Source organism: Methanospirillum sp. (assembly GCF_035560735.1).
Lineage (GTDB): Archaea > Halobacteriota > Methanomicrobia > Methanomicrobiales > Methanospirillaceae > Methanospirillum.
The window spans coordinates 1-15,319 of record NZ_DATMYY010000059.1 but is presented as its reverse complement, the minus strand read 5'-3'; the positions used below and the strand labels follow the sequence as shown (position 1 = coordinate 15,319).

Annotated in this window: 13 protein-coding genes; 6 read left to right on the top strand and 7 right to left on the bottom strand. The window is 45.7% G+C overall.

Annotated features, from left to right (window positions below; translation table 11 throughout):
* Nucleotides 1-131: 131 nt before the first annotated feature.
* Complete coding sequence (locus VN429_RS01615; protein ID WP_325629089.1) at nt 132-677, bottom strand: tetratricopeptide repeat protein; 546 nt, start codon at nt 675-677, stop codon at nt 132-134.
* Between the two features lie 229 nt (nt 678-906).
* On the opposite strand from VN429_RS01615, the gene VN429_RS01610 reads away from it, so the two are divergent.
* The 4 genes from VN429_RS01610 (at nt 907) to VN429_RS01595 (ending at nt 3,009) form a co-directional block, all read left to right on the top strand.
* Nucleotides 907-1,158, top strand: coding sequence for a DUF4405 domain-containing protein (locus VN429_RS01610; protein ID WP_325629087.1), 252 nt, complete (start codon nt 907-909; stop codon nt 1,156-1,158).
* Between the two features lie 9 nt (nt 1,159-1,167).
* A complete protein-coding gene (locus VN429_RS01605; RefSeq protein WP_325629085.1) occupies nt 1,168-1,488 on the top strand; it encodes a hypothetical protein in 321 nt (106 codons plus the stop codon).
* 102 nt (nt 1,489-1,590) lie between these two features.
* Nucleotides 1,591-1,905: a DUF6506 family protein gene (locus VN429_RS01600; RefSeq protein ID WP_325629082.1), complete on the top strand. Its 315-nt coding sequence runs from the start codon at nt 1,591-1,593 to the stop codon at nt 1,903-1,905.
* 60 nt (nt 1,906-1,965) lie between these two features.
* Nucleotides 1,966-3,009, top strand: a complete 1,044-nt coding sequence (locus VN429_RS01595; RefSeq protein WP_325629080.1) for a hypothetical protein — start codon at nt 1,966-1,968, stop codon at nt 3,007-3,009.
* A gap of 29 nt (nt 3,010-3,038) precedes the next feature.
* Here the strand turns inward: VN429_RS01595 and VN429_RS01590 are convergent, their stop codons facing one another.
* A complete protein-coding gene (locus VN429_RS01590) occupies nt 3,039-3,923 on the bottom strand; it encodes an HdeD family acid-resistance protein (RefSeq protein ID WP_325629078.1) in 885 nt (294 codons plus the stop codon).
* 70 nt (nt 3,924-3,993) lie between these two features.
* Here VN429_RS01590 and VN429_RS01585 point away from each other — a divergent pair, with 70 nt between their 5' ends.
* Together VN429_RS01585 and VN429_RS01580 are read left to right on the top strand one after the other, a co-directional pair.
* Nucleotides 3,994-5,115 (top strand): hypothetical protein, encoded by a 1,122-nt coding sequence (locus VN429_RS01585; protein ID WP_325629076.1) that lies wholly within the window; start codon nt 3,994-3,996, stop codon nt 5,113-5,115.
* Between the two features lie 91 nt (nt 5,116-5,206).
* Nucleotides 5,207-6,634 (top strand): PocR ligand-binding domain-containing protein, encoded by a 1,428-nt coding sequence (locus VN429_RS01580; protein WP_325629074.1) that lies wholly within the window; start codon nt 5,207-5,209, stop codon nt 6,632-6,634.
* Here VN429_RS01580 and VN429_RS01575 read toward each other — a convergent pair.
* From VN429_RS01575 to VN429_RS01555, 5 genes are all read right to left on the bottom strand, one after another.
* Nucleotides 6,631-8,349, bottom strand: a complete 1,719-nt coding sequence (locus VN429_RS01575) for a transporter substrate-binding domain-containing protein (RefSeq protein WP_325629072.1) — start codon at nt 8,347-8,349, stop codon at nt 6,631-6,633. The genes VN429_RS01580 and VN429_RS01575 overlap by 4 nt on opposite strands.
* A gap of 149 nt (nt 8,350-8,498) precedes the next feature.
* Nucleotides 8,499-11,795, bottom strand: a complete 3,297-nt coding sequence (locus tag VN429_RS01570) for a hybrid sensor histidine kinase/response regulator (RefSeq protein WP_325629070.1) — start codon at nt 11,793-11,795, stop codon at nt 8,499-8,501.
* 161 nt (nt 11,796-11,956) lie between these two features.
* Nucleotides 11,957-12,547: a flavodoxin family protein gene (locus VN429_RS01565; RefSeq protein WP_325629068.1), complete on the bottom strand. Its 591-nt coding sequence runs from the start codon at nt 12,545-12,547 to the stop codon at nt 11,957-11,959.
* Nucleotides 12,548-12,596: 49 nt separating this feature from the next.
* Nucleotides 12,597-14,714 (bottom strand): histidine kinase N-terminal 7TM domain-containing protein, encoded by a 2,118-nt coding sequence (locus VN429_RS01560; RefSeq protein ID WP_325629066.1) that lies wholly within the window; start codon nt 14,712-14,714, stop codon nt 12,597-12,599.
* A gap of 132 nt (nt 14,715-14,846) precedes the next feature.
* On the bottom strand, nt 14,847-15,319 hold a 473-nt coding region (locus VN429_RS01555; RefSeq protein WP_325629064.1), incomplete at its 5' end, for a sensor histidine kinase.

The following is a 15,319-nucleotide window of genomic DNA, read 5'->3' as shown; positions in this document are numbered from 1 at the left end:
GAAAAAACTCTGAATGGACTTCAATTATGGATTTTTTGTGAGTGTCACCTGTAAGCCGAAGACTCACTGGTGACCTTTTAACATCAGAAAAAAAAGCCAGACTCAATCCCTTTGGGAGCCCTTTCTGTCAGTTATCTTCCGGACTGTAGACCCGGATTCATTCCTGGCATTTGTGGTCCGGCAGGTTGGTTTCCTGGATACTGACCTGGTTGACCATTGGGTGGGTGCTGATTCATTGGTGGAACTGAGAAATCTGAAGTAATTGATGTGGCCCTCTGATATGCATCACGTGCATCCTCATATCTTCCCAGTTTTTCGTATACATCACCAAGATTATTCCAGGCCTCAGTATAACCGGGATTTATTGCAACAGCCCGGCGGTATGCAAGAACGGCATCCTGATATCTGCCCACCTGCTCATATGCCTTTCCAAGATTATCCCACGCCTCTGCATAATTCGGGTTTACAGCAACTGCGTTCATAAAAGCCGTAGTAGCAGCATCGTAATCTCCGCTGCTGTAATATGATTCACCCTGGTTGTTCCAGTCAGATGCAGTGTAATCAGCAGCACATATACCTACTCCTGACAGGATCAGAATAAGTAAAAATGAAAAAAATTCTGATACCTGAAATGGACTACATGATTGCCGGAGACATTTGTTCTTCCGAAGATCCATGTTTGGACTCTGTCTGATATCTGAAAAAGAAGATCCAACTTTTTAGTCTATTTCTGCAACCATGTGGTTGCCTCTCACGATTAAGACATCCCGTTTGCCATTTTCTTCGGTGAAACACTGAGCCAGGGAGAGGGGGGATCTAACCTGGGACATCCTGGCCGCTTATATTTTCTGCTATCAGAGAACTGGTATCGCATACCGGCTCTGATTATCCGGTATCTTATGGATCATGAAGAGAAAAGTGCTCATCAATATAACAACACTGATCCTCCTTGTTTCAACGGTGATCTGTGTTATTACTGGAATAATAAAATGGCCAGGTCTATTGACCACATTTGGGTTTACCTATCGTCAGGTTCCCATAGCCCTAATAACTGATCTACATGATTGGTCAGGAATATTGATGGCAGTATGTGCTCTGCTTCATGTTGTTCAGTTTAAAGCACGAATGAAACGGATAATCAGGAGCCCGGTGTCGTAGGAACTGTTTATGAATCATAATAGAATTCTCATCATCCTGCAGATCTTCTGTCTGCTCAGTTTTGCCGCAGGAATCATCGGCAATGTTACAGCAGCAGATACTAAAGACGGGTGTCAGGATCCCACAATCGCCACCACTTCTTCATCAAAGAAGGACAGTATCAGCGAATCAAACGCCACAACCCTGATTGATGAGGATACACAGGCAAAAGCTGACTCTCTCTCTGGGACCTGCCCAAAGGGGTTCCACTGTAGTTGTCCGGGTTGCCCGTTATACAGCGATCTGGATGAAGATTCCTTCTGCGATCTTGGAGAAGAGACCCAAGCCTGAACCCGGTTGTTTCACCTGAACATGGTGCAACCCAGACTCTCAAGGGAAGCACTCCCAATTTTTACGTTTGTTATATCTTCGGGCCGGTGCAATCAAGGTACTATGGTACTGAAAGCAGCATTCATCTTTGTTGCACCTGATGCAGATCCGGTGAAACACCGTTCGGTTGTAACCACTCCAGAAGTAATCCTGACAACAGTCGGGGTTGCAGATTATCAGATGGCTGAAGAGATCGCTAAAAGCCTCGTTGATGAAGGGGTTGGTGCGATTGAACTCTGTGGCGGTTTTGGGATCGAGGGTACTGCTGCAGTAAAAAAAGCAGTCGCTGGAAAAGCAGTAGTCGGGGTTGTACGCTTTGACCCTCACCCGGGCCTTGAATTCAGGAGTGGTGATGATTTGTTCTCACGTGCCGGGTAGGTCTGATCTTCTGACTTGTTCCAGAGTACCTTTTCTGCCATATCTCCTGCCGGAGCGAATATGATTAGCACCGGGCGGTGCGAAGCTGCTATACAGGATATTTTGGCCGGTCTTCCCTATGAATCAGCAGATCTCAACCGGTATCTGCTCACAGCCTGCCAGCGATATGAGGGTCACCCCTGTTACTTCCTCATTGCCGGGGAGATCAGCAGGGTACTGCTCTCAAATTCTTCTCCGCGTGATTTTGTCCGCTTCTGTGAGGAGTCAGGTAACCCTGAACCTTTTCTGGTTCCTCTTCTCGCTGATCTCTCCAGTAATGTAATAACCAGGTCTTATGATCAGGCTTCTGTAATTCTCCCTTTTCTCCTCCCGTTTGGCGAACATCTGTGGCCTGAATCAGGTTCAGAAGAATTCAGATCCTTTCGTGATCTTATCGAGTACACCTGGTACTTAACTGAGTGTGAACCTGAACATGACGTTATTGTGCTCCCGTATCTCCCAACTGACATCCTCTACCTGTACGCAAAATACCTTAAAGGAATTAAGGAGGATGAGAAAGCACTCAACGTTCTTGAAAAAGCCAGGCACCAGAGTCCTGTACATGCAGGAATACTGGGAGAGATTGTCTCTCTCATGCTTCAAAGCCGGCATACAACCGAAGCAGTCCCCCTGCTCGTGTTGTCATTCAGAACAGCGTGGATGAAAGAGGATCTTGCAACTGCATTCAGAAATCAGGGATTTTTCTTCTCATTACAGGAGGATGAAGAGGCTGCCATAACCTGTTACCTGATGGCAGAGACCTGGGAAGAGTCACCTGACGGTCGGGAGGAATTAAAGCTCATCACAGGGCAGACCGGTGATATAGATTATGGATATTACAACCTCAATGGAAAGAAGATCCTTTCTGACAGGAATGTTCCCTGTGGCCCAGATCCTGTGATCATCTCGCTTCTCACAGGTATTGCAGAGAATTACCTTGATGAAAATAATCTCATGAAAGCCAGAGAATATCTCATCAGGGCCGGGCAACTCCTGATGAGCGATGAAATCGAAGACCGGATTCAGATGATAGAGCGACGACTGGAAGATGGGGGTTCATTCTGATTCCCCCTGTTGTCATTCAAAAATAGGAATCAAACCGGCTGCATAAGAGTTCTGAGCCTCACACCGGTGAGGGTAATGATTCCCCCGACAATTACTGTCAGTGCACCAAGAACATCCATAAAAATTATCAGTACTGCTGCCGGTTCAATGAAACTTACTATTCCAAGTAGCAGGGAAACTGCTCCGATGAGCATTCTGCTGATGAATCCCTCGGGGACCGCTTTTCGTCCTTTCAGCACTCTCCTAAGTAGCATGACAGATGATGCAAACATCCATCCTGAGAGGATGACAAGGATCACACCTCCCCAGAGTTTAGGAGGAATTGCACCAAGAATGAGACCTGCCCCGATGATCCAGACTCCTCCTATGAGGTCATTGCGATTCACCACCCTGAATGGACGAATTGAGATGCAGCTTTTTAGGGCGAGCACTCCTGAAATCAGAACCACTCCCGGGATCAGGTAGGCTGTAATCCCCAGAAAGGTCAGGTCTGGAACAATAAAGAAGATAAGACCCATGAAAATTACCAGGGGACCCAGGATAAGATGATGGCGAAGGATCGCATTTTGTTCCTTTAGTTGTTCGCTTGTGCCAGACCGGTAGTATTCCCTGGTGAAGGAGATGAGCGTGATGAAGGTCTCTGATATCATCAGCAGAAGAGGTGCATCATCGATGAGGTGAAGAAGGGGATGTTTCTTGGGATCGTACCGATCAAGATGCACTCTGAATTCGGTTTTTGTCTCATGCAGATGGTATTGTCCGCACCGGTAACTGGCTATGGTTCCGGGTGTCGGTACGTTGATCTGTGATCGTTCCCATCCTTCTCCGAGTGGTTCTGTCACCTGATCCCTGGGGATCACCACCTCCCAGAGTCCTTCATGGAGAGGGTGCAGAAAATCTTCGATTGGCGACATACATCAGTATGGTAGCCATCGACGAGAGATTGTATTAATATGCCGCAGGGGTCTTGTTGTGCAGGAATATATGGAATATCAGCAAACAGATGAACAGATGGAGGAGGCTTGCCGCGATGAGGCTGCATATCTTGAAAATGCCATTGCAGATGAGAAATTACGTCTCCAGGCTCTTCTTGCAGTGATCGATTCTGATCGCATTCATGCGGCAGGATATGGCGCCCTCGTAGTTGCCGCTATTCTTAATCTCATCTGTCTTGCAGACAGGCCCGGCAGTTATATGGTCCTGTGGATTCTTGCAAGCCTCTACTTTTATCTCATCTATCCTCTCCTTCCGGTGGCATTCATCCTGATACCCGGCCTTTTCAGGAAGACTACTCAAAGCAGATCTGACCGCGATCCTCTGCTCCCCTGGCTGAAAAACCTGCATCTTGTCAAAAACCGCAGGATCATACTGCAACTAGCCATCCGGTTCTTTCTCCTTGGCATCATGCCGCTTACATCAGGAATGGTTTTAATATACAGCCTCTCCCTCATGTATGCGATAGCCCTTGGTGCAAATGGTAACGTTCCCCCCCTTACCTCCCTGCTCATAATAATCCAGTGCCTTGGGATCCTGATTTTTTATCTGGATCTCTCCTGTCTCAAACGCCAGTTTTCTTTCTTCACCCGGTCACTTACTTTTATTACTTCAGATCACTGGATTCGATATCTGCTGATTGCCGTCTTCGGGGTCCTGGTAGTTATTATCGCCTCGTGTGCGACAATTATTCTGCTGATTGCAATCCTGATGCCTGGATTTACCCTTGGTATGTATGTGGATGCCACAGTCCTTGTTCAGGACAGGGCAGATATCAGGATCCTCTTGCTCTTTTTATCCCAGTTCATAATAATGCAGTATTTTCAGAGTGCCCTTAGCCGGAGAATTGCAAGGACACTTTGCTCTGATCAGTTATTCAGAATCCAAGAGGCTGAAGAGATGCTTAACCGCTCAGCTTCAGAATCAGTACCAGCAGTTAGCAGGGATGAAATGGCTGCCATGGTACTCCCACTGGTGATAGAGTCAAGGATCCACGACATCACCAGAATGCATATGGGTGGTCTCTTCCCGACCTATACAATAGGGCTTGATATTGATGAGATATTCAGAATCAGATCACTTGAAGAACTCTCCGGCATGTTCAGAAAATGAAGGGTGCTAGATTCCAAAAGGTTATAATTCGTGAAGTAGGAGTAGTATTTCTGAATAATCTCAAAATATTCCGGGAGGTTGACAATACTACATGATAACCGTGCTCACTGTTGATGATGAGCCGACTCTTCTCGAGGTTGGCAGACTTTTTCTTGAGCGGATGAGTGATATCACGGTTGAGACCGCTTCAAGCGGAAAAGAGGCCCTTGAACTTCTGGGGGGAAGACCGTATGATGCGATTATCGCTGATTATGATATGCCTGAAATGAGTGGTATTGAACTGCTCCATATTGTCCGATCCCGGTTTGGTGATCTTCCGTTTATTCTCTTCACTGGAAAAGGTCGCGAATCTGTTGCAATTGATGCCCTGAATGCAGGTGCTGATTTTTACCTTCAAAAAGGCGGAGATCCGAGATCGCAGTATGTTGAGCTGGCCTCAAATGTCAGGCAGGCGGTCAGAAGAAAACTGGCTGAAGATGCAATCAGACATAAGATCATCTTACTCACAAGTCCTGAAACTGAAACCGAGTCGCTCACCTTTTATGACGTCTTCAGTATAGACGATATCCAGAAGATCCAGGATGCCTTCTCATCTGCGACCGGGGTTGCATCCATTATTACTGAACTTGATGGCACACCTATAACGAAACCAAGTAACTTCTGCCATCTTTGCAACAATATCATACGAAAAACTGAAAAGGGTCAAAAAAACTGTTACATCTCTGATGCAGTTCTTGGGAGGTATCATCCAGAAGGGCCGGTGATCTCCCCGTGTCTCTCAGGCGGACTCTGGGATGCCGGGACTAGTATCAGTATAGGAACAAGGCATGTGGCTAACTGGCTTATTGGTCAGGTCCTTGATGAGCAGGCTGATTATGATCGCATGCTCCTCTACGCCGACGAGATTGGGGCAGATCGAGTAGCTTTTGAAGAAGCGCTGGCTTTAGTTCCGAGGATGAGCAGGCAACAGTTTTTGAGCGTTTCAGAGGCCCTTTTTATTATCGCGAACCAGTTATCGCTTCAGGGCCTTCAGAATGTTAAGCAGGCACGTGAAATATCAAGAAGGGAGAAGATTGAACAAGACCTCCAGGCTGCGAATGAACAGATAGCAAGAGCTGAAGAGGAACTTCGTGAACAAATCAACGAAATTCGTCAGGCAAACCAGTATGCCCGTCATCAGGAGCAGCAGTACCAGGCCCTCTTTATGCATATGAGCGATGGGCATGCACTCAGGGAGATGATCACCGATGGAGGGGTGGTGACTGATTATCGGTTTATTGATGTAAACCCGGCATTTGAAGAATTGATTGGAAAAAGCCGTGATAAGATCGTGGGAATGACTGGTTCTGTAGTTTTTAATAGGACGCCCCCGCCCTCGCTTGAACTTTTTACCAATGTATACAAAACCGGCACGCCCACAATTAGAGTGATAAAGCACCCTATTCTGCAACGAGATATAAGGATATCAGTATTCAGGCCGTATGAAGGAGTGGTGAGCACAATCTTATCAAGACTTTAGGTCGTGTTCTCTGTGAATTCTGAAACTTCCATAGTATTAGTATCACTCTCTTTAGACTGTTTTACTGTGACACCGTAATGATTTTTCAGGTACCTGAAGATCTTCTCAGACTCATTCCATCGCAGGTCGAGTTGGTTGATCATTGCATCAATCCTTCTAACCTGCTCTTCTATCACCGGTGTTCCATCAGTGCTGTAGATTTCATTTGTCCCAAGGATGACAGTGAGCGGGTTTCTGATCCCATCATTCAAAGCAGAGAGTTCGGCAAGGTTACGCTGGATCTGTGTAATTACCGTCTCCCGCTCAAGTTCAAACCGTATTCTTTCGGTGATGTTCTGCATCTCGGCACAGAACCATTCGTTACCTTCAAAGGTAAAATACCAGAGCACTATCTCAACCGGCAGGTCACTGCCTGATTTAGTTTTAATGTTTGATTTTATCCTGATCCGTCCATCTTTTCTGACTCTGGTGATGAGTCCATTTATGGTATCATCATTAAGACGTGAATTAAGAACTGATAAGTGCATATTTGTGATTTCATCCTGTGAATAACCGGTCGCTTGGCAGAAGGTCTCATTAAAGTCACGGATATCTTTGTTGTTATCTATCCAGAGAAACATAGCCTGGCTGTGATCTACCGTGAATCGTGTGATGAGCAGGGTATCTGCAGTTTTTTTGTGATCAGCCAGTTCACGTTCTAGATCGCAGGTCTTCGCACTCACAATTCGGGTGAGAGATCGGTTCCAGATGATTACTCCCCCAGTCACCAGAAGGAGGGCAATCACCGTTCCGATCGTAAGCAGGATTAAAACCGGATCAATCGGATGTTTTGTGAGTGCGGGAGATATCCATCGTCTGAAGATCTCGTCACGTTTTTCAGGCGGTATTGCCTTGAGCCCTTTGTTTACGATACTGAGCAGTTCTGGTGCATTCTTCCTGATTCCAAAGGCATATTGAAATTCTGTAGTATTCTTTGGGGTATACGACCCTGACACATGGAGATTAGTTATCCCTTCAGACTCGACGTAGTATGTTGCAGAGGCTAAATCTCCAAAGTATGCATCTGCGGTTCCAAGAGAGACGGCCATAAGTCCGGATCTGACATCAGGCACCGTGACGATATTGATGTCTGGGAATTGTTCTCTTAACAACAGATTCGTTGTATATTCTCCAACTGACGCAACTCTCTTTCCTCTTAACTGTTCAAGGGTCATATCGGTTGGGGTATCTGATCTGGTGATAATGGGGAGGAGTGAGCGATAATAGGGTTCAGAATAGACCAGGTAATCGTCCCTGAGACTGGAAATGTATACTGCTCCGAGAATGTCCACAGATCCGTTTTTGATCTTTGCGATGCATGTGTCCCAGTCTTTTTCATGAGACACCTTTATGCGAAGTCCGGTGTTTTTTCCAACCTCTCTGAGTAGATCTGCCGATATCCCCAGATAGTCATCAGATTTTGTGATCTGTTCAAACGGTGGGTAGTTCAGATCAGGGCATACAAAAATTTCAGGATGGTCTGCAATCCATTGCTTCTCATCAGGTGTAAGATTTACCGGGCTATATCCAGTAATGGCATCCATCGGTCCCGAAGAGGGGATAACTAACATCACGATTGCAGCGATGATGAACCCGGTAATGACCATGCCAAGTAGGAGTATTGGACTTGGATACGAACATTTTGCAGTATTGCCCGCTGGTTCTGGTTGGTTCATGATCACTCACATCCGTGCCTATTACCCTGATCACTCATGAGGGGTTGACTTGTTACCTTCTGTGTAGATGGGTACAATTCTTTCTTATAAATAAATGCCCGGAAACTAAACTTTATTCCCTGATCAGTGTACCAATTTTCACTTACTTATCAGGCGAATCGATATTTTCCTTCCGGAACGAATATCTCAAACCGTGCCCCCTCGAGAGGCTTTCCTGTCTCACTGATTGAAAGTCCAGTGATTGCGAGGATCTCCCTTGCGAGAAAGAGTCCTATTCCGGTATGTTTCCCATACCCATGATCAAATATCATATCCTTTTCCCATTCTTCAACCCCTGTCCCATCATCCTCGAACATGATTATCAGTGAATTCTCCACCGTTTTTGAAGAGACAGTAATCCTTGTAATATCCTTACCATGACGGATGGCATTCTCTAATAGAGTTGTAAACACTTTTCTGATGATAGGGTCTGCATAAACTTCCAGACCCGGATGTATCGTCTCGGTCAGATGCATTCCTCCTAGCCTGACCTCATAGCATGCAGATCTGATGAGTGGTTTTATTCTGTGCCATCCGCTTGACACTATCCCAAAATCTTCATACTCGCGGGTAAACCCGATGATCTGCTCTATCCTGTCACATACGTCTTGTGATTGTTTTATACGGGTGTGAATAACTTCAGGATCCGATGTCTGGAGGATCAGATCATGAAAAGCCTGCAAGGCACTGAGCTGGTTGAGGATATCGTGCCTGGTAAGTCCGGTGAGAAGCCTGAGCTTCTGGTTTGCCTCTTTCAACGCCTCTTCTGCCTGTTTTCGTTGTGTGACATCGATTAGTTGCTCAACAATGAAAGCAACCTCTCCCTTTTCATCAAGAAGTGGTTTAGATCTACAGTCCAACCATAATCCTAGTTCAGGTACGAACCGCTCTGTCTGTTCCATCTTCTTTGAGACCAGGGATTTGGTAGTTGCACAATCTTCACATGGAGATGTTCTTCCGATGAGTTCATAACATCTCTTCCCTATGACCTCGTCTGGAGTTTTGTGCAGGAGTTCATATCCTGCCCGGTTGTACCTGATAATCCGGTGATCGGTCTTCTGCATCCCTATGGCGTCCTGCAGTGAGTCGAGTACCGCATTAAGGAAAGATTCTGAAGCTTTTAGTTCAGCCTCTGTCTTCCTGATATTAGTTACATCACGTGCAACCGCAAATATCCCAACAATTCTGCCTTCCTGATCATGGTAAACAGATGCATTGTACAGGACAGGGGTGATGGTTCCGTTTCTGTGTCTAATCTCCAGGGGATAATCCCTGATAACCCCTTTCTCAAATGCAATCCTGCTCCCTATTCGGGCTGTGTCGGCATCTGTAAAGTAGTCAGAGAAATCTTTCCCAATCAGGTCATCTCTGCTATAGCCTGTCAGTTTCTCAGTGGCTTTGTTGACATCAGTCATCTTGCCCTGCTCGTTGATGGTCACAAACGAATCAATGCTGGCCTCAATGAGCCCCCGATGGTACTGGTTCATTCCCCTGAGATGATCACGGATAAGTTGGACTCCGGTGATATCCAGATGAGTACCTACTGCTCTGATGGGAGATCCATCTGTACTCCTGGTTATAACCTTCCCTTTGTCAAGAACCCATATCCAATCCCCGTTCTTACCTTTGAGCCGGTACCGAAACTCAAAATGGGGTATTTTTCCCTCAATCGTCTCCCTCAGTGCTTCAAGTACTCCAGGTAGATCATCAGGGTGAACGAGTTCTATCCATGAATTGTAATGAGGGACGATCTCATCAGGTGCATACCCGATCATGGATGCCCATCGGTCATTGATTGCTATCCTGCCTGAAGGGATGTCCCAGTCCCAAGTTCCAAGATCTCCCCCGTGGATTGCCTGATTGAGCCGCTCTTCCCGGTCTATGAGTGATAACTCTGCCTCGCGTTCCCTGGTAATATCCCTGAATACACAATGGGTCTGTCTGAATGATCCGTCAGGATTTTTTCCGATATTTCCATCAAATGAGACCAGGATTGTCTCTTCATTCTTCTTTTTCATCCTGAACTCGATCCCGTGAACCCTTCCGATATCTTTGAACATGGGGAATCTCTCCCTGAAAAGCCCCTGATGTTCAGATATAATAAAGTCCCCAAACCAGTTTCCGACAACCTCGTCATATGAGTACCCAAGTGTCTCAAGCCAGGCATCGTTGACATCAAGGAACTTTCCGTCTTCGTCAAGCGACTGATATGGAATCGGAGATTGACGGAAGAGGATCCGAAACCGTTCTTCCGCATTTGTCAGTGCTGATTCAGCACGTCTTCTGCTGGTAATATCCAGGATTATCGCGACAAAAAGGCGGCGTTCCTGCATGTTCATGATCTGCAGGTGCACTTCTACAGGGTATGTTGTTGAATCTTTTCTCTTGTGAATTGTAGAAAAACGGGTTTTTTCTTCCTTACCATCGAGAAGGGGTTTTATCAGGGACTCAAATTTATCTCTGGTAAATTCAGGTTTAATATCTATGGGCGTAAGCAAGGAGAGTTCATCCATACTGTATCTCAGGTTTTCCCTGGCTCCCCTGTTAACCTCGATAAATCGGTAAGAAATTGCATCAAAAAGGTAGATCTCATTAAGGGAGTCATCAAGTATTTTGCCGAAATAGGATACCGTCTCTTCTGCTTCTTTTGCTACAGTGATGTCCCGGCCAACCGACTGAATCTCGATGCATCTTCCCTGCGTATCAAAAATTCCCCGATCTACCCATTGTTGCCATTTGATCTTCCCATCACCAGAAACAACACGGTGTTCAATGGTTCTCACCGGATTATCAGGTGTTAATGATTTGAGAAGTTGCTCGACAGCATCGATATCAGCCTCAAAAATCGGTGGGATAAACCTGGTTCCAGTGATCTCCTCTCGTGTAACGTTATAGTAGCGGCAGAATGCATCGTTTACAAAGATGAGGGTTCGGTCCGGCTTTTTTCGGCAGATAAACTCGGTCTGGTCCTCAACAACACTCCGATATCGCTCCTCGCTATCCCGAAGTTTTCTTTCGGCTTCTCTTCTCTGGACTGCCTGGGATATTTTGTGGCTGAGCTCTACAAACTGTTGTCTTGGCTCTCCCCCTTTCTGCACGTAAGAATCTGCCCCGTTATCGAATGCCTCAATTACAACCTCTTCTCTCCCCCTGCCGGTGAAGAGGATGAATGGGATTGAAACACCACGGTTTCTGATCTCCTTTAGAAACGAGATTCCATTCATTTCAGGCATCATGTAATCTGACACAATGGCATCAAATGATCCTTCTTTGAGTGTTGCAAGAGCTTCCTCTGCAGAAGACAGACCAGTTACCCTGAACTGACCGTCTTGTTCGAGGTAAAGTTTTCCGATGTCTAGCAGCACAGGCTCATCGTCAACGTAGAGAACATGGATAGGATCTGACATGAATAATGGGTATTTTTCTTAAGATCACACCGGTGCATTATCCGGCCTTGTCGTGTGAATCAGAATGCGTACCTCAATATCTCCGTGGCCTCCTATTTATCCTGTCGCTTGTGACAAGATCATGGGCCTGAAAAAAATCTAGAGAAAAAAAGTGGTGATTTTCAATTCTTGAGTTGTGTGATGAACCATGCAATGTTTTCACCAAGACGTTCCATAGTTTTGATCCCCTCTTCGTCTTTATCCACATCTCCAGGCTCGAGCCCAATACCCAGATTCCAGTATGTGGATCCGGCTGTAAACATGTCACATATTCCAAAGAGATGGTTGATGGAATCAAGGGCAGCAACTGCTCCTGCCCGTCTGACTGCTGCAATTCCCGCTCCAACCTTTCTTGTGAAGAGTCCTCCATTGGCTATAGATACAAATCCTGCCCTGTCGATAAGGGCTTTTGCTTCAGGAGTAATATCTGAAAAGTATGTGGGTGACCCGATGATGATCCCGTCAGCATGAATCATTTTGTCAATGCAATCGTTCACCACATCTTTTGTCAATGCACAATGACGATCCTGGTTCTCCCAGCATTTTGCACAAGCGATGCATCCATGGATCTGCTTTCCCCCGATGTGAACAAGTTCGGTTTTGATACCCTGCTCCTCGATCTTGCTTAAGGCATATCGAATCAGTCGTGCAGTATTCCCATCTTTTCGCGGGCTTGCATTAAAGGCTACAACATACCTCTGGTTTTGTGTCATCCTTACCAAAGATCGTCCTCCTGATTAGGTGAAGGTTTTGGTTATGAGATTAGATGAACCTGAATCTTCCCTCCGGAACTCTTATCACAAACCTGACTCCCTCTCCGGGTACTCCTTCTTCTGTAATGGTCATCCCGGTGATCTCAAGAACTTCCCTGATAAAGAAGAGTCCAAGGCCGGTATTACGCCCAAAACCTCTTGTGAAAATAAGCAGTTTCTCGTCTTGAGGAATGCCCCTTCCATCATCCTCATAGATGATCTTAAGTGTCTCCCCTTCGGTATCAGTTGATACCTGTATGGTCGAAATATTTCCTCCATGTCTGATAGAGTTCTCTACAAGATTAAAAAAGACCTTGGAGAGCATCGGATCAGCTAAAATCTCAACTGCTCTTTCAGGTGTGATTAGGGTGATACCAGAACAGATCTGGTTGATACTTCTGCTCTGCAGGGTCTGTGAGATATTCTGCCATACCGGAGTTTTTTGTCCGAGATCTTCATATTCTCTCGTGAATTCTATCAGGTTCTGGATAGTTTTTCCTGCATCTGTTATCATACCGATCTGTTTCTGTAGGCCTGGTTCTGTCTTTTCAATCTTGATAATCTCTGATATTGTTGAGATGACCTGAACCATGTTCAGGATGTCGTGCCTGGTGATGGAGGAGAGGAGGTTGAGTTTTTTATTGGTTTCAGTAAGCGAGAAAGTGACGAGTTCAAGTTCCCTGTTTTTACTGGTCAGGGTCTCTTCCAGGTTCTTTCGCTGAGTAAAATCTGCAAACGAGATGAAGAAGGCATCCCTGCTCATGTACTGGATCTTTCTGACCGATGCATACACCCAGAATGTTCTTCCGTCTCCTGCCTGCATCTTCATTTCAATATCATCAATTTCATCCTGTGTCTGCAGTGTGGCAATAAGCCGCTCCCTGGTTGTCAGGTCTACGTAGAAACACTCAGTGCTCCTCCCGATAAGATCATCGTACGAGAGGTTGAACTGCCTGATGGTCCGTTGATTTACAAACATTATCTTGTTGTCTGAAATTTGGGTGATAACAATGGGAAACGGTGCACCATCCACGATACTTCTCCACCGCTCCTCACTCCTTCTGATCTCGGTTTCGAGTTTTTTCTGTGTTGTAATATCAGTTAAGAGAATGAGCCTGCCTTCAGGAATTCCTTCAGAAGAATATAGCAACTCCATACTAGCATCAAATATCCTGGTCTCCTCTTCATCCTGTTTTGATAGTTCTTTTCTGCCCTCTGAAGATGAACAAAATGAGGTAAATTCAGACCATGATGCAGCGGCAGTGGCAATATCCTGTCCTATACGAATTCTTGCTGAATCACTACCAAGCAGTCTCTCTGCTGTAGGGTTCAGATCTGCGATCCGTGAATCGGTGCTAAGCACGATCATCGGCATACCCATCTCTTCGATAACCCGGCTTCGTGCAATAGGGACAATATCGAGAAATCCGAACCTGAAAAGGGCTATAACGTAGATTATACCGACAATCCAGAAGAAGATAGGAGCAAGGTTTACTCCATGAATCGGGGTCCCACCAATCTGGAATATGATGTCAAGGACTGTCGGAAATGCCAGTGCTCCAAAAAGCAGAATTCGCTGTTTCAGATATATTCCGTGAGATTCTTCCCGTATCAGGAGAAGAAGCACAAGTCCGGCGATGAGTAGGAGATATGTGAATCCGATATGAACAAGAAACAATGGGCCGTTTTGAAATGTTAGTGTAGGGAGGGGGCCGGTGAGGTCAACACTATAGTTGTACCTGAATAGGGTATGGTACCTACTTGTGAGGGCTGCCAGTACTGTAATGACAGGAAGAATGAGCAGCGCTTTCCATCGCCATCCTCTGATCCATTCGGCTTTATGAAGAACCAGAAGGACCAGCCAAAGATCGATTACCCCGATGAAAGGGATGACAATAAATCTGATCTCCTGCAAGAAGATCTTCTGTGAGAGATTGATGGTTGAGAGGTCAAGTGCATAGTTCAGGGCCCAGTAGGCAGCACTGAACATCAGGATTTGGTACGGTATTATTGCAGGATTTCCCGGATATCTTCTGGAATAAAGTCCGAGGCAGATCATTGCCGAAGCTGAAGAGACCAGCATCAGAAGAAAGAGAAAGGGCACTATCTCTTCTGCAGTAATCTGCATTCAGGTCAGCCCCCCCAAGGCTTCTTACCCATCCTCATAAAAAACTCCAGAGACATGCCTGCCGGAAAGCGGATACAGTACCTTCATGCAGGAAGTATATGAATCTGTGTCTCATTCACAACGAAAAAGACACTAATTCTTGCGAGTTTTATCAGGGAACCAGAGTGTTATAGTCGTTCCCTTACCTATTCCTCTGCTTGAGGCTTTGATGATTCCCTGATGCAGAGTGACTATCTGCCTGACTATAGGCAGGCCAAGACCTTTTGCCTCCGGGTCTTTACGTGCTGCATCTCCTGTCATAAACTCATCCCAGATCTTCTCTATTTTATTTTCTGAAATTCCAATTCCGGTATCAGATATAGTGATAGTAACTCCGTTCTTCTCATGACTGGCTTTAACCCTGACTGCTCCTTTATGCATATTGAACTTTACAGCATTATTGATGAGATTGCTGAAGAGTTGGTGAGCATGAGTTTGTGAAAGTCGGATTCTAATCGTTTCAGGGACATCTATCTCTATCTTTATTTCTTTCTGGTCAATCAGGAATGAATTTCCTTCAAGTGCATCGTCAATGAGTTCAATGAGAAAGTAATCAGCATTATCAG